This is a genomic window from Microbulbifer thermotolerans (assembly GCF_001617625.1).
Classification (GTDB): domain Bacteria; phylum Pseudomonadota; class Gammaproteobacteria; order Pseudomonadales; family Cellvibrionaceae; genus Microbulbifer; species Microbulbifer thermotolerans.
Genome location: NZ_CP014864.1, coordinates 2462806 through 2478053, shown reverse-complemented (window position 1 = coordinate 2478053; position 15248 = coordinate 2462806). Strand labels below are relative to the sequence as shown.

Annotated in this window: 15 protein-coding genes; 8 read left to right on the top strand and 7 right to left on the bottom strand. The window is 60.0% G+C overall.

All coding sequences use genetic code 11. From position 1 onward, the window contains the following. Nucleotides 1-145 precede the first annotated feature (145 nt). On the bottom strand, nt 146-1039 hold the full coding sequence (locus tag A3224_RS10430; protein ID WP_067154173.1) for a LysR family transcriptional regulator: 894 nt from the start codon (nt 1037-1039) through the stop codon (nt 146-148). Nucleotides 1040-1144: 105 nt separating this feature from the next. Here A3224_RS10430 and A3224_RS10425 point away from each other — a divergent pair, with 105 nt between their 5' ends. The 6 genes from A3224_RS10425 to A3224_RS10400 all read left to right on the top strand — a co-directional run bounded on the left by A3224_RS10425 (nt 1145) and on the right by A3224_RS10400 (nt 6961). Beyond that, nucleotides 1145-1816: a histidine phosphatase family protein gene (locus tag A3224_RS10425; RefSeq protein ID WP_067154171.1), complete on the top strand. Its 672-nt coding sequence runs from the start codon at nt 1145-1147 to the stop codon at nt 1814-1816. Between the two features lie 8 nt (nt 1817-1824). Beyond that, complete coding sequence (locus A3224_RS10420) at nt 1825-3036, top strand: acyl-CoA dehydrogenase family protein (protein ID WP_067154169.1); 1212 nt, start codon at nt 1825-1827, stop codon at nt 3034-3036. A gap of 14 nt (nt 3037-3050) precedes the next feature. After that, entirely contained in the window at nt 3051-4106 is a 1056-nt protein-coding gene (locus A3224_RS10415; RefSeq protein ID WP_067154166.1) for a phosphotransferase, read from the top strand. 56 nt (nt 4107-4162) lie between these two features. Then, on the top strand, nt 4163-4939 hold the full coding sequence (locus A3224_RS10410) for an SDR family oxidoreductase (RefSeq protein WP_067154163.1): 777 nt from the start codon (nt 4163-4165) through the stop codon (nt 4937-4939). Next, nucleotides 4939-5724 (top strand): SDR family NAD(P)-dependent oxidoreductase, encoded by a 786-nt coding sequence (locus tag A3224_RS10405; RefSeq protein WP_067154160.1) that lies wholly within the window; start codon nt 4939-4941, stop codon nt 5722-5724. Before A3224_RS10410 ends, A3224_RS10405 begins: the two co-directional genes overlap by 1 nt. 259 nt (nt 5725-5983) lie before the next feature. After that, complete coding sequence (locus A3224_RS10400; RefSeq protein WP_067154158.1) at nt 5984-6961, top strand: NADPH:quinone oxidoreductase family protein; 978 nt, start codon at nt 5984-5986, stop codon at nt 6959-6961. Here the strand turns inward: A3224_RS10400 and A3224_RS10395 are convergent. The 4 genes from A3224_RS10395 to dinB all read right to left on the bottom strand — a co-directional run bounded on the left by A3224_RS10395 (nt 6951) and on the right by dinB (nt 9492). Further along, nucleotides 6951-7400: a hypothetical protein gene (locus A3224_RS10395; RefSeq protein ID WP_067154156.1), complete on the bottom strand. Its 450-nt coding sequence runs from the start codon at nt 7398-7400 to the stop codon at nt 6951-6953. The two genes, A3224_RS10400 and A3224_RS10395, sit on opposite strands and share 11 nt — an antisense overlap. Beyond that, nucleotides 7397-8047: an RNA polymerase sigma factor gene (locus A3224_RS10390; protein ID WP_231902355.1), complete on the bottom strand. Its 651-nt coding sequence runs from the start codon at nt 8045-8047 to the stop codon at nt 7397-7399. The genes A3224_RS10395 and A3224_RS10390 overlap by 4 nt, the downstream gene beginning before the upstream one ends. Further along, on the bottom strand, nt 7992-8285 hold the full coding sequence (locus tag A3224_RS10385) for a DUF6116 family protein (RefSeq protein ID WP_156481464.1): 294 nt from the start codon (nt 8283-8285) through the stop codon (nt 7992-7994). Before A3224_RS10385 ends, A3224_RS10390 begins: the two co-directional genes overlap by 56 nt. Before the next feature lie 124 nt (nt 8286-8409). Beyond that, nucleotides 8410-9492, bottom strand: coding sequence for a DNA polymerase IV (gene dinB, locus A3224_RS10380; protein ID WP_067154151.1), 1083 nt, complete (start codon nt 9490-9492; stop codon nt 8410-8412). A 76-nt stretch (nt 9493-9568) separates the two neighbouring features. On the opposite strand from dinB, the gene A3224_RS10375 reads away from it, so the two are divergent. Continuing rightward, nucleotides 9569-10102, top strand: a complete 534-nt coding sequence (locus A3224_RS10375; protein WP_067154149.1) for a carboxymuconolactone decarboxylase family protein — start codon at nt 9569-9571, stop codon at nt 10100-10102. 66 nt (nt 10103-10168) lie between these two features. Here the strand turns inward: A3224_RS10375 and fdxA are convergent, their stop codons facing one another. Both fdxA and mutS read right to left on the bottom strand, forming a co-directional pair. Next, nucleotides 10169-10492 carry a ferredoxin FdxA gene (gene fdxA, locus A3224_RS10370; RefSeq protein WP_067154147.1) on the bottom strand — a complete coding sequence of 108 codons (324 nt, stop codon included), beginning with the start codon at nt 10490-10492 and terminating at the stop codon, nt 10169-10171. 163 nt (nt 10493-10655) lie between these two features. Next, complete coding sequence (gene mutS, locus A3224_RS10365; RefSeq protein ID WP_082817483.1) at nt 10656-13286, bottom strand: DNA mismatch repair protein MutS; 2631 nt, start codon at nt 13284-13286, stop codon at nt 10656-10658. A gap of 631 nt (nt 13287-13917) precedes the next feature. Between mutS and alr the strand changes: the two genes are divergently transcribed. Continuing rightward, nucleotides 13918-15078, top strand: coding sequence for an alanine racemase (alr, locus tag A3224_RS10360; protein WP_074903226.1), 1161 nt, complete (start codon nt 13918-13920; stop codon nt 15076-15078). The last annotated feature ends 170 nt before the right edge of the window (nt 15079-15248 follow it).

Here is a 15248-nt window from a genome sequence, read left to right as displayed (position 1 = left end):
CAAGCCGGAAATGTTGCGGCAGTGACCAATCCGGTCGAATTCTTTGGCCTGTTCGGGGTTGTGTATCCATGAGCCGCGCTTATTCGCTGCCTCTACCCTATTGCTTGAGCGCCCCCCCGCCTCACCGCTGGCTGGTGCGAAAGTGTCAGAGGTGTACCAGATCCATTAGCTGAGCCCGCAGCCATCGGTTGGCTGGATCATCGTGCTGGTTTTTGTGCCACAACAGATGCCAGTCTATCTGGGGAATCTGAAAGGGTAATTCGAACCGCCGTGCCGGAAACTGATCGGCGAGGCTCGCGGGCACCGTCAGTGCCAGGTCACTGCGCAGTACCACCAGTGGCGCTACCCGATAGTGTTGCACGCGCAGCTTGATCTCCCGCTGGCGGCCCAGTTTGTTCAAGGCGATATCCACCAGGCCGGGGCCACTGCGGCGGCTGGATACGTGGATATGCTCCAGTTGCAGGTATTGCTCCAGGGTCAGGCTGTCTTGCTTCGCCAGTGGGTGGTCGGCGCGCAGCATGCACAGATAGCGGTCGCGGATAAGGCGCTGCTGCTTAAGCTGCGTGGCTGTAGGCAGGGGTATATCGAGACCGAAATCCAGCGTATTGGCGGCCAGCTCCTTTGCCAACTGGTCCCGGGGTACATAGTAGGACTCCACACGGATTCCGGGCGCCAGCTGCTGCAGCCGCTCCAGAAGCCGCGGCAGTAACAGCGTTTCGGCCATGTCATTCATCGACAGGCGCAGGGTCTTGCGCGCAGCGGCTGGGTCGAACTGGCGCTGTTCATTCAGGCTGCCGCCGAGCAGCGCCAGCCCTTGCTGAACTTTGGGCATGATGCGCTCGGTCAAGGGCGTGGGCTGCATGCCCGAGGGGGTGCGGGTGAACAGGGGGTCGTCCAGCGTGCGCCGCAGGCGGGCCAGCGCATTGCTGACCGCCGGTTGGGTAATGTGCAGCCGCTGTGCCGCGCGGGTCAGATTGCGCTCGCTGTAGATCGCTTCCAGCACCAGGAAGAGATTCATATCCATTTGCTGCAGCTGCACAGGCGGCACCCATCATAAACATTGTGAATGATTGAATATTCGCATAATAAACTTCAATGATCCAATGGCCGAGGCTAATGTGGAGATCAAACCGGGGAGAAAGCATTGGCTGAGTTTTACACGGTGCGCCACGGGCAGGCCTCATTCGGCGCCGATGATTACGACAAGTTATCCCCACTGGGCTGGCGTCAGGCGCGCTGGCTGGGGGAACACTGGCGCGAGGTGGGTGTGGCATTCGACCGGATTCTCTGTGGCGACCTGTTGCGGCACCGGGAAACGGCACAGGGCATCTGTGAGGGGCTGGAAATGGACGGCTCCCGGGTACGGCTGGCGCCGCAGCTCAATGAATTTGATTTTCACAGTGTGCTGCAGTGCTACGGTGAGCGCGATCCGCAATCGGTGCCGCCACCCGGTACCGGCCGCTCTGAGTTTTACCGTTTCCTGAAAAAGGCCATGTTGGCCTGGGCAGCGGGGGAGATCCATCCGCTGGAGCGCTGGTGTGATTTTGAGCGGCGTATCGAAGACGCTCTGGAGTTGATCGCAGACGCGCCGAAAGGCAGTAAAACCCTGGTGGTCAGTTCCGGCGGCGCTATTGCGATGCTGGTGTGCCGGGTGTTGGGCGGCCCCGCAGAGACGGTGACCAGGCTCAATCTGCAAATAAAAAATACGGCGGTAAGCCGCTTTTTTATCGGTGCCGACGGTATCGCCCTGCACAGTTTCAACCACGTGCCGCATCTCGAAAGGGAAGGGCGGCGGAAATTTATCACCTACAGCTAGAGCGCGCGATGGATTTTGAATATTCCCCCAAGGTGCAACAACTGCTAAATCGCCTGAAAAAATTTATGGGCGAACACATCTATCCCGCTGAAGAGGCCTTTCATGAACAGTTGCGAGCCGACCCCTGGGGCGAACCGCCGCTGCTGTCGGAATTAAAAGCGCGGGCCCGCGAACAAGGGCTGTGGAATCTTTTTATGCCGGACCCGCAATTCGGCGCGGGGTTGTCGAATCTCGAATACGCGCCCCTGGCGGAGGAAATGGGCAAGGTGGTCTGGTCTTCGGAAGTATTCAACTGCAGTGCGCCGGACACCGGCAACATGGAGGTGCTCGCCCGGTACGGCAGTCCGCAGCAGCAGAAACAGTGGTTGGCGCCGTTACTGGCCGGGGAAATCCGCTCCGCTTTTGCGATGACAGAGCCCAAGGTGGCGTCTTCCGACGCAACCAATATCGAGACATCCATAGTTCGCGACGGCGATGACTATGTCATCAACGGTCACAAGTTTTACATCAGCGGGCTGATGAACCGGCGCTGCAGGATTCTGATCGTAATGGGAAAAACAGATCCAACCAATCCCGATCGCCACCGGCAGCAGTCGCAGATTTTGGTGCCCACCGATACACCGGGCGTCGAAATCATTCGCCCGATGACTGTGTTCGGTTACGACGATGCCCCCGAGGGACACGCGGAAGTGATCTTTGACAATGTGCGCGTGCCTGCGGCCAACTTGATTCTGGGCGAGGGGCGGGGCTTTGAAATCGCACAGGGGCGCTTGGGACCTGGGCGTATCCACCACTGTATGCGCCTGATTGGCCAGGCTCAAAGGGCTTTGGAAATGATGGCCAGGCGCGCGGAGCAGCGCGTTGTTTTCGGCCGCCGGATGAGTGCGCAGGGCTCGGTGCGGGAGGACATTGCCAAAAGCGCCTGCGAAATAGAACAGGCGCGTCTGCTGACACTGAAAGCCGCGGATCAGATGGATAAATACGGCAACAAGGCGGCCAGGGATTTGATCGCCATGATCAAAATCGTGGCGCCGCAAATGGCCTGCAGGGTGATCGACCGCGCGATACAAATTCATGGTGCCGCCGGATTGAGTCAGGACTACAACCTGGCGCAGCACTACGCTTATGCGCGCACTGTGCGTCTGGCGGATGGCCCGGATCAGGTGCATATGATGCAACTGGGGCGCAACCTGGCGGCCCGCTACGGCGCGCAAGACTGACACGGGAGCGGCGCATGGAACAAAAAACTGCACAACAGCGCGACGCGGTGGCACAGCTGCCGCTGGAAAGCCTGGAAAAATATCTGGCCGCGCATATCGACGGATTTCGCGGCCCGCTTTCCGTGCGCAAATTTTCCGGCGGCCAGTCGAATCCCACCTTCAAGCTTGAAGCGGCATCCGGTCTTTATGTATTGCGCCGCCAGCCGCCGGGCAAGTTGCTGAAATCCGCCCACGCGGTGGACCGGGAATTCCGGGTCATGCGCGCACTGGCGGATACAGACGTGCCCGTGCCGCGGGTGATGCATCTGTGCGAGGACCCGACGTTGATCGGGTCACTCTTTTTTGTCATGGAATATTGTGAAGGACGTATTTTTTGGCACGCCGACCTGCCGGAAGTGGACGAGCGCCAGCGCACGGCGATCTACGACGAGATGAACCGGGTGCTGGCGGCGCTGCACAGTGTGGATATCGAATCTGTGGGACTTTCCGATTACGGCCGCCCGGGCAATTATTTTGAGCGCCAGTTTGAGCGCTGGCGCGGTCAGTATCGGGCATCGGAACTTTCCCGCATCGGTGCCATGGAATCCCTGATGGCATGGTTGGCGAAAAACCTTCCCGAAGACGATGGCCGTGTGGCGCTGGTACACGGCGACTACCGCCTGGATAACATTATGTTTCACCACCGCGAGGCGCGGGCGGTCGCCTTGCTCGACTGGGAACTCTCCACCCTGGGCCACCCCTTCGCCGATCTCGCCTACCAGTGTATGCAAATGCGTATGCCCGCCGACGGCGGCAAGATATCCGGCCTGATGGGCCTGGACAGGGCGGCGCTGGGGATTCCTTCGGAGCGGGAATATGTGGCGCGCTATTGCGAACGCATGGGGATTGGCGGAATCGATAATTGGGCCTTCTATCTGGCGTTCAGCTTCTTCCGCCTGGCCGCCATTATCCAGGGCGTGGCCAAGCGCGCGCAGGATGGCAATGCCTCCAATAAAAATGCGGCAACACTGGGCAGGCTGGTGGAACCGGTGGCTCTTATGGCGTTGGACGTTATCGAGACCGACGGCTGACTTTTCGCAGCGGGCGCTCCCGTCCCGCGGCGCAGGACATCAACGGAGATAGGCGAATGGCTACCAATTTGTTTGACCTCAGAGGAAAAATCGCCCTGGTAACGGGGGCCAGCCGCGGCATCGGTGAAGCCGTTGCCAAACTGCTGGCGGAGCAGGGCGCCCATGTGCTGGTTTCCAGCCGCAAAATCGAAGGCTGCCGCGCGGTTGCGGAGGCAATTGTCGACGTCGGCGGTTCGGCGGAGGCCGTGCCCTGCCATATCGGTAATATGGACGACATAGCCGCGCTGTTCGACGGCATCCGCCAGAAGCATGGCCGCCTGGATATTCTGGTGAACAATGCGGCCACCAATCCCTATTTCGGTCATATCCTCGACACAGACCTGGGGGCTTTTCAGAAGACCGTGGATGTCAATATTCGCGGTTATTTCTTTATGTCGGTCGAGGCCGGCAAACTGATGCGTGCGCAGGGGGGCGGCTGTATTGTGAATACCGCTTCCGTCAATGCTTTGCAGCCGGGTGTGGGCCAGGGAATTTATTCCATTACCAAGGCCGCGGTCGTCAATATGACCAAGGCTTTTGCCAAAGAATGTGCCCAGTTCAATATCCGCGTCAACGCGCTGCTTCCGGGGCTCACGCGCACGAAATTTGCCGGTGCGTTGTTCACTCACGAAGAAATCTACAAGACCGCCATTGAGCATATCCCCATGCACCGCCATGCGGAGCCGGAGGAAATGGCGGGAACGGTTCTCTATTTGGTGTCCGACGCTTCCAGCTATACCACCGGCGAGTGTGTCGTTGTCGACGGAGGCCTGGTTTGTTGCGGAGGTGTTTAATGGAACGCGATCCTCTTCTGGACTTCAACGGCAGGGTGGCGCTGATCACCGGTGCCGCCGGAGGCCTCGGCGCAGGTTTGGCGCGGGAACTGGGCATTCGCGGCGCGCAATTAATATTGGGTGATATCGACGAGCGCGGCGTGCAGGAAGTGGCGCGGGAACTGGAAGCAGAAGGTATTGCTGTGCGCGCGCAGCGTTGCGATGTTTCTGTCGAAAGCGATTGCGCCGCGCTGGTGGAACTTGCTCTGTCCCAGTTTGGTTCACTGGATATCGCGGTCAACAACGCGGGTATCGCTCCGCCCATGCAGGCCCTTGAGACGGTGGATGCGGGGGTGCTGGAAAAACAGCACAACGTCAACGTGAAGGGCGTTTATTTCTGCCTTAAACACCAGCTGAAAGCGATGAAGCCGAGGCGCTCGGGCATTATCCTCAATGTCAGTTCCATGGCCGGACTCGGCGCCGCGCCCAAAGCGGCCACCTATTCGGCGGCCAAGCACGCGGTGATTGGCCTGACCCGCACGGCGGCGGTGGAAAACGCTAAATACAATATTCGCGTCAATGCGGTCTGCCCCTTTTTCACCCTGACCAGAATGGTGACGGACTTGCAGCCACCGGACGGCGTTAGCGGCGACCAGATGCAGGCATATTTGGCCAGTGGTTGTCCGATGAAACGGCTGGCGGAGCCGCGAGAGGTAGTTAACGCCATGCTCTTCTTCTGCTCCCCCGCACTCACCTATATTACCGGGCAGGCGCTGGCGGTGGATGGCGGCGTTTCAGCCTTTTAAGGAACCTCTGTTTAAGTCACTTTCTGGTGGCAGAGGCGCTTCGGGGGCGGATGTGAAGCTCAGGTGATAGGACGTACATTTCGAAACCGTCGGAGCTACAGGGAAGTACTCGTGCGTTTTCGAAATGTACGTCCTATTGCCTGAGCGCCCCGGAAGCTACCATAGTGTCCACGCGAATTAATCAGAGGTTCCTTAAGAAGCTGCTCATTTATTCATGCTCCGGCTGTGAAGAGACTGCAAAGCTAGATGGGAGACAAGCATGCGCGCACTGATTTGTCGGGAATACGGCACCGCGGAACAGTTGGTGATTGGGGACCAAGCGCTGCCGCCGCTGAAAAATGACGAAGTGCGGATCGATGTTCGGGCCGCGGGGATCAACTTCCCCGACACACTGATTATTGCCGGCAAATATCAAATCAAGCCGCCACTGCCGTTTATTCCTGGTGGCGAGTGTGCCGGTGTGGTGAGTGCTGTCGGTGATGCGGTGACAAGTTTCAAGGTAGGCGACCGGGTGATTGCCATGCCGGGCCTGTCCGCTTTTGCCGAGCAGGTGCAAGTGAAGTCGCATTTGCTGGTGCCCATGCCGGACAAGCTTTCCTTCGAACAGGCCGCCGGATTCTGTATCACTTATGCCACTTCTTACTATGCGCTGAAGCAGCGCGCCGCACTGGAGAAAGGGGAAACCCTGGTGGTGCTGGGTGCCGCCGGAGGCGTAGGCGTCACAGCAATCCAATTGGGCAAGGCTCTGGGAGCGCGGGTCATCGCCTGTGCGTCCAGCGACGATAGGCTGGCATTTTGCCGCGAAGTGGGCGCGGATGATGTAATCAATTACTCGCGGGAAAACCTGAAAGAGCGGATCAAAGCGCTCACTGACGGCCAGGGTGCCGATGTGATTCTGGACCCGGTGGGCGGTGATTACACGGAGCAGGCTTACCGCTCCATTGCTTGGAGCGGCCGCTACTTAGTGATTGGCTTTGCCTCCGGTGATATTCCCAGGTTGCCGCTCAACCTGCCGCTGCTCAAGGCGGGGGATATCATGGGCATTTTCTGGGGCAGCTGGGCGCAGCGCGACCCCCAGGCGAATCTGCGCAATTTTGCCGAGCTGCTGCAGATGGTGGAGGATGGCAGTTTGAATCCACTCACCACCGAGGTTTACCCCTTTGAGGAATATGCGCGGGCCTTTGCCTCGATTACCGAACGCCGCGCGCGGGGCAAAGTGATATTGGTTATCGGTTGACAGGCAGCAGCCGGCAATGGGTTTTTGCTTTGTTTTCCAGGTCGCGGGGCAGCCTCTCGGCAAGCGTTCCCTGCTGCTGACGCCGCCACAGGCGGCAGAGTTCCATATAGCTGCCCGCCTGCACCTGGCTGCGTAGATCGAACCAGGGGTCCGGCGCCGCCTGCGGCGCGCTTTCGGGTTGCCAGTTGTGTAGGGGAGATGCCTGCGTGTTCTTTGCCGCGCGCAACTCGGGGGTCAGCGCACCCAGATATTGGGCCGGGTGCACCAGGAGAATCATCACTGCCAGAGCCGTGCATCCACCCGCGGCCCTGGATAGCCAGCGGTTCTCTGTCTGGGGCGGCCGGAATTGCTTGGCACGCTGCAGGATTTTTTCGTCGAGTGCTGCGGGGGAGGTGATATCGGCAACGGCATTCCGGTATTGGTGTTCCCAGTCATTCATTGCGCCACTCCTTCAACCGCTTTGAGTCGCCAGGGTTGTCTTTGCGGCCCGTAGAGAAATTCTTCCAGTTTTTCTTTGCCGCGGCGATAGTGCTCTTTGCAGCGCTTAAGGGAAATACGTTCTATATCTGCCACCGTCGCCAGGGGCAGGGCGCACTCTATGTGCAGCAGCAGTATGTTGCGTTCGATTCTCGGCAACTGCTGTATGCCTTGCAGAGCGCGGCTTTGAGCAGGAGGCACTCGCCTGGGCGCCTGCGCATTTTGGCAGGCATGGTTGCGCAGCAGTTTATTGACCTGGATGAACAGCCAGCTGCGCAAAAGGCGGCCGCTCAACTGCGGCGGGTGTTCGAGCAAGCCGTTCCAAAGAATTTCCAGTACCTCGTTTGCCACCGCGGGGTCCATTTGTACACAGTAGCGGTAGAGGCAGTCCTTGTGGCGTGCGTAGAGCTCGCGAAAGGCTTTGATATTTCGCGTGGAGTGATAATAGTCCAGCAGGGATTCATCGCTCAGCTGCCGGTAGTCTTTCCGTGACAAATTGCCGCGCCTCCGTGCGCTGGTAAGACTGTTCTCGAGTTGCAATACGTTGGGCAGATCAGTGGCGGTGCGTGTCGCGGCGGTCGGCCGGCGACTCTTCCGTTGACCGCTCATCTTTCCCTGTGCCGTCATATTTTTCTTTCGCTGGTGTCTGTGCGCGCCTGTTTTTCCGGGTTCCCAGGTAGAGTGTGGCCAGGCCCAGAAGTACTTCGTCGGCAAAGGGCAGTAGGTCGGGAATCAACAGGTCCACCAGAAAAATAGCGACCACCCACCTGAACAGCTGCGGGTGCTCCAGTTTGCGGGCATAACTCAGAAACCAGCCGACTAGGGCACTGGGCAGCGCTTTTTTCATTGACCTGCTCGTATCGCCTGTGTGGGAAGTATAGTTATCGCTTCATTGTGGCCCGGCGTCGGGGGGTGGGGGCTACGCCAGATTTTTTGACCGGTGGGTGCCCGGTGGTTTTTGCGTGATTTATTTACGCCGGAAACGCGTTCGGCTCCGGCAATGGCAACGGCAGTTGTTCCGGTCCCATTTCTGCGCGCAAGTCTTTGAGTTTTACCCCCATCCCCAGCAGGCGGATAGGGGCCGGCCGTCTGTGCCAGCACTGGCACAGCAGCTGTCTGAACTCGGAAATACGGCAGGTATGGCTGGCCCGCTCTTGGGTCATAATGGAAAAATCATTGTATTTCACTTTCACTGTGGCACCGCTGATTGTGTAGCGGTCGCCCAGTTTTTCCATACGTTGCAGCAGGCGCATATAGAGCCCGGTCAGCTGTTCCAACCACTCCTCCAGGCTCTTGAGGTCCTCGCTGAAGGTGTGTTCGATACTAAGGCTTTTGCGTGAGCCGTCGCCGTTGACGGGACGCTCGTCGATACCCCGGCACAGTTCATACAGGCGGCGGCCGAACTTTCCGTAATCCTGAGTCAGCTCGATCAGGGAAATGGTGCGCAGGTCCGCGCAGGTGTGGATGCCCCGTCGGCGCATTTTTTCCGCTGTCACTCTTCCTACGCCGTGGATCTTCGCCACCGGCAGGCGCAGTACAAACTGGTCCACCGCGTCCGGTGTGATCACCGTGAGTCCATCGGGTTTGCGCCAGTCGCTGGCGACCTTGGCGAGAAATTTGTTCGGCGCCACCCCGGCGGAGATGGTGATGCCCAATTCCTCGCGCACTTGCCGGCGTATGGCTTCCGCCATCAGGGTGGCGCTGCCCTGGCAGTGGTCGCTGTGGCTGACATCCAGATATGCCTCGTCCAGCGACAGGGGTTCAATGGTTTCGCTGTAACGCAGAAAAATATCCCGGATCTGGCGGCTGACCTCGCGATATTTGTTCATGTTGCCGGGTACTACAATCAATTCAGGGCAGAGCTTTTTTGCCTGCGCCGTGGGCATGGCGGAACGCACGCCGTAGCTGCGCGCCTCGTAATTGCAAGTGGAGATCACCCCGCGCCTGTCGCTGGCACCGCCCACGGCGAGTGGGCGACCGCGCAGATTCGGGTCGTCCCGCATTTCGACCGACGCGTAGAAACAGTCGCAATCGCAGTGGATGATTTTTCGCATGCTGGGATTATATACAGTGTGCGGCTTGGGTAGAAAGCGGTTGCGGTCAATGGAGCCAATAGTGGAAAGGTGGATTATGAGCCGGATTCCTCTGGTGGAATTCCCGACGGAAGACAGGGTGGAGGCGGTCTTTGCCGAGATTGAGGATGAGCTGGGCGCGATTCCCAGTATCTTCCGCGCGTTTGCACACCAGCCGGATCTGTTAGAGGCCAGCTGGCACCGGTTTAAGGCGGTGATGGTGCACGGTGTCCTGTCGCCGCAGCTCAAGGAGGGGATGGGGCTGGTGATTTCCGCGGACAACCACTGCAATTACGGCATTTACCACCACAGCAGCAATCTGGAAGATTTGGGGGTGGATCCGGCGGAAGTGATGCGCATTCGCGTTGATCCCAAGCATGTGCACTATTCCGAGAAAGAGCATGTGCTATTCGATTTGGCCCGCAAGGCTAATCTGTCGCCCAACGATCACGGTGAGCATCTGATTTCCAAGGCGCAGAAGCTGGGTGCCCGGGACGATGAAATCATCGAGGCCCTGGCGGTGATGGAGCTGGTGGTGGGGTTTAACCGGGTGGCGGATGTGCTGGGCCTTGAGCCGCAGAGAGACAGGTAAAGACAGTGGCCGCTTCGCGCGGCAAATAAAAGAAAAGCCGTCGGTGACGGCTTTTCGTTGATTGGTTCAGCGCTCTAGATGCTCCAGTTTGCCTTTTTTGCCGTCCCACTCTTCGGCGTCCGGCAGTGGGTCTTTTTTCTCAGTGATATTGGGCCAGATCTCCGCCAGCTCCGCGTTCAGTTCAATAAATTCCAGCTGATCTTCGGGTACCTCATCCTCTGAGTAGATCGCGTTGGCGGGGCATTCGGGTTCACACAGGGCACAATCGATACACTCGTCGGGGTGGATTACCAGGAAGTTGGGGCCTTCGTAAAAACAGTCCACCGGGCAGACTTCCACACAGTCGGTGTATTTACACTTGATGCAGTTTTCCCCAATTACGAATGTCATCTTTGTCCCTCGCTACGCCCTTTACTGACGGGGCCATGATTCTGTGAAGCTGCGGATTTTATCAGCTGCTGGCGCGAATTGTAGTGGCTTTTCAGTCGAATTGGTTGGGTGTTTATAACCGAAGGGCGGGCGGCGGCCACCAAAGCCGCCCGCTTAGCGGCGGTTACAGCAGTTTCTGCAACTCGTAGAGTTTTTCCAGCGCCTGGCGCGGCGTCAGATTGTCCGGGTCCAGTTCTTCCAGGGCTTCCACCGCCGGGTGGCTGGGGGCGCCGAAGAGGTCCACCTGCTGTGGTGACGCGGGCTCGGGGCGGGGCTGCGGGGCCGGTGGGGTCGGGGACACTTCCGGCCGCACTGCCTCCGCGGCCGTCGCGGCGCCGGATTCCAGCGCCGCCAGGCGCTGTTTGGCTTCTTCCAGCACTTCGCCGGGCATCCCCGCCAGCTTGGCCACCTGCAGACCGTAACTCTTGGACGCGGGGCCTTCCTGGATGCGGTGCAGGAAGACGATGTCGTCGCCGTGCTCGGTGGCGTCCAGGTGGATATTGGCGGCCAGGGGGCACTGTTGCGGCAAATCAGTCAGTTCGAAGTAATGGGTCGCAAACAGGGTGAAGGCGCGCACCTGATCTGACAGATAGTGAGCGCAGGCCCAGGCCAGGGAGAGGCCATCGTAGGTGCTGGTGCCGCGCCCGATTTCGTCCATGAGCACCAGGCTGTGCTCGGTGGCGTTGCGCAGGATATTGGCGGTCTCGGTCATTTCCACCATAAATGTGGAGCGGCCACCCGCCAGGTCATCGGCGCTGCCGATGCGGGTGAAGATGCGGTCCAGCAGGCCGATTTTGGCCGCGTCCGCCGGCACATAGCTGCCCACATGGGCCAGCAGGGCGATCAGTGCCGTCTGGCGCATATAGGTGGATTTACCGCCCATGTTGGGGCCGGTGATCACCAGCATGCGGCGGTCGTCGCGCAGTTCGATATCGTTGGCCACGAAGGGTTCGTCCAGCACCTGCTCGACCACCGGGTGGCGGCCGGCGCGGATATGCAAGCCGGGTTCGGTGCCGAGTTCGGGGCGGCACAGGCGCAGGTTGTCGGCGCGCTCGGCCAGACAGGCGAGGACATCCAGTTGCGATACGCCGGCAGCGGCCAGCTGCAGTTCCGCCAGAGACAGGTTTAACTTGTCGATTAGCGCTTCGTAGAGGGCTTTCTCTCGCGCCAGGGCGCGGCTCTTGGCGGACAGCGCCTTGTCCTCAAATTCTTTCAGCTCCGGAGTGATAAAGCGCTCGGCGTTTTTTAACGTCTGGCGGCGGATGTATTCCGCCGGGGCCTTGTCGCTCTGGCCGCGGCTGATTTCAATAAAGTAGCCGTGTACCCGGTTGTAGCCCACCTTTAGCGTCGGGATGCCGGTGCGTTCCTTCTCCCGCGCTTCCAGCTGGATGAGATAGTCGCCGGCGTTTTCACTGATTCCACGCAATTCGTCCAGCTCCGCGTCGTAACCGGGGGCGATGACGCCACCGTCGCGGATCACCACCGGCGGGTTTTCCACCAGGGCCCGCTGCAGGAGTTCCACGGTTTCCGGCCATTCGCCGATATCCCGCGCCAGCTCCGCGAGCAGGGGGGCATCTGTCTCCGCCAGCTGCCTTTGTATTTCCGGGAACTGGGCCAGGGATTGCCCCAGGCGCGCCAGGTCCCGCGGGCGCGCGGAGCGCAGTGCCAGGCGGCCGAGGATGCGCTCCATATCCCCAACCGGTTTCAAGGCGTCCCGCAGGGGTTCGAAGCGGTAGTCTTGCAGTAGTGCCGCCACGGCGGTCTGGCGGTTGTGCAGCGTGGTCAGTTGCCGCAGGGGGTTGTTCAGCCAGCGGCGCAGCAGACGGCTGCCCATTGCGGTTTTACAGCTGTCGAACACCGACAGCAGGGTATTGTCATCGCCGCCGGACAGGTTTTGGTCGATTTCCAAGTTGCGGCGGGAAGCGGAATCCAACGCCACGGTTTCGTCGCCGCTCTCGGTTTGCAGACTGCGTATATGGGGCAGTTCGGTGCGCTGGGTGTCGCGGGCGTACTGTAGCAGGCAGCCGGCGGCGCCGATTGCAGCGTGCATGTGGCTGCAGCCAAAGGCCTCCAGGTTGAGAGTGCCAAATTGCCGGTTCAGCAGTTGTAACGCCGTTTCCAGCTCGAATTCCCAGGGCGCGCGGCGGCGCAGGCCGGGGCGGCGTTCAATGTCCGCGGGCAGCGGCAGATCTTCCGCTACCAGCAGCTCCGCGGGGCCGTGTCGGTGCACCTGTTCCGCCAGTGCCTCCAGGGTGTCCACTTCCTGCACCACAAAGCGGCCGGTGGCCAAGTCCAGCAGCGCCAGGCCGTAGGTGCCGCCGGTTTCGGCGGCGGCTGCCAGCAGGTTGTCGCGGCGTTCGTTCAGCAGCGCTTCGTCGGTGACGGTGCCGGGGGTGACGATGCGCACTACTTTGCGTTCCACCGGACCCTTGCTCGCCGCCGGGTCGCCGATCTGCTCGCAGATGGCCACCGACTCGCCCAGTTTGATCAATCGCGCCAGGTAGCCTTCCACCGCGTGGTAGGGGATACCCGCCATCGGAATCGGCTGCCCGCCGGATTTGCCGCGGGCGGTCAGGGTCACATCCAGCAACTCCGCGGCCTTTTTGGCGTCGTCGTAGAACAGTTCGTAGAAGTCCCCCATGCGGTAGAAAACCAGCTCCTGGGGGTGCTGTGCTTTGATGCGCAGGTATTGCTGCATCATTGGCGTGTGTTCTGTCTTGGCGGTCTTTTCTTTCTTGTCGGCGATTTTGGGCATGTTTGTCGGTTGAATTGTGATCGGTCGTTGGTTTCTCCCGGCGGGCAATGCTTGCCGGCGCGGCAGAATAGCAAAGCGGGGGGGAAACCACTATCGCGATGACAGGCGCGCGGGCTCAGGCTCGCGTCTGTGCGCCGGTGCCTGAGGCGCTTCTGGCTTCTGATGAATACGTGTGAACACTGTCGCTAGTTCCGTGGCGCTCAGGCAATGGGATAGATATTTCCAAAGCCACGAATACTTCCCTGTAGCTCTGACGGGTACATCCCTGTATCCGACAGCTTCGAAACATCCATCCCATCACCTGAGCTTCTCATCCAACTTCGACGGGTCTCTACCGTCAGGAGGTATATGAAAGAGGTGCTCTAAGAGTAAGTGCGCGACAGATGTCGGATGTCATGTGGGGCTGGGGAATCGCTTGCCTCAGCACACCAAATGGGTAAGAATAAATTATTCATGTCGTGTTTATTTTTCTAATTTATTATTGCCCTATGAACCGTCTTCGCCATGTTCTAATGCAGGCGCACCCGAGTCCCGCCGCGGCAAGACGCCCGTTACTGCGTTTCGCCCTCCTGCCCGCGCCCGCGTATGCGGACCCGGATGTGCGTGTAATCAGCCAGGGGAGGGAGGCGCTATGAGCAGGCCTTTGCGCGCGGAGATCGATCTGGAGGCGTTGGCGCACAATTACCGCTACGCCAAGTCCCTCAGCCACGGGCGCACTCTGGCAGTGATCAAGGCGGATGCCTACGGCCATGGCCTCCTGCGCGTGGCCCAGTGTCTTTGCGGTGGCGACGGCTTTGCGGTGGCGACTATCGAGGAGGCGGTGGCCCTGCGCGAGGCGGGTTTGCGCAACCGCATATTGGTGCTGGAAGGCGTATTTGACCGCGAGGGGATGTGTGAGGCGGCCTGGCGGCGGCTGGACCTGGTGGTGCACAGTGGTTATCAACTCGAGCTGCTGAAAGCTCTGCCTGAAACTCGTCCGCTGAGTATCTGGCTCAAGGTCGATACCGGCATGGGGCGGCTCGGATTCGACGGCGCCGACGCACCCGGTATCTACGCGGACCTGGCCGCACTGTCTGCGGTGCGGGAGTGTGTCCTGATTACGCATCTGGCCTGTGCCGACGAGGCAGATAGCCCGCACAACCATCTGCAGTTGCAGCGCTTTGACGCCACCGCTCGAGCCATTGAGACGCAGAGCACTGTGCGTCCATTGCCGTTTGCACAGAGCATTGCCAATTCCGCGGCGCTGATCGGTTTGCCGGATGCGCGCCGCGAGTGGGACCGTGCCGGCGTCATGCTGTATGGGATCAATCCGCATATGGGCACCGCTCAGGATCACAATCTCAAAAGCGCTATGACACTGCGCTCGCGGTTGATTGCCGTGCGTTCAGCGCGGGCGGGCGAGTCGGTTGGCTACGGCTGCGATTACCGCTTTTACCACGATGGCCGCTTCGGCATTGTCGCCTGCGGTTACGGGGACGGCTATCCGCGCCACGCTCCCTCTGGCACGCCGGTGCTGGTGTGCGGGCGGCGCGCGCAACTGATCGGGCGTGTTTCCATGGATATGCTGGCGGTGGATCTCTCTGCGATTCCGGAGGCGAGAGTGGGCACTGAGGTGGAATTGTGGGGCGGGGCACTGCCGGTTGCGGAAATTGCGGCTAGTGCGGGAAGCATCGCCTACGAGCTGCTCACCGGTGTCACCCAGCGGGTGCCGCGCGTCTACGGCAATGGCACACGGCTGGAAAGCGGCGGGGGCGCTGACCGTGCGGCCGGCCCGGACTCACCCGCGCCTTGACGGTTACGTCAAATGGCTGGGCCTGAGCGAATTGGTGATGTTGGGGTGACTGAATCACCGGGTCTTTAGTCTATTTTTATCGTTTTTCTTCGCCGGAGTGAATTTTTTATGCATAATGGTGGTGAATAAATTATTCGCAAAGGCGTGCTGCGCGGCGGGGTTGGCGGCTG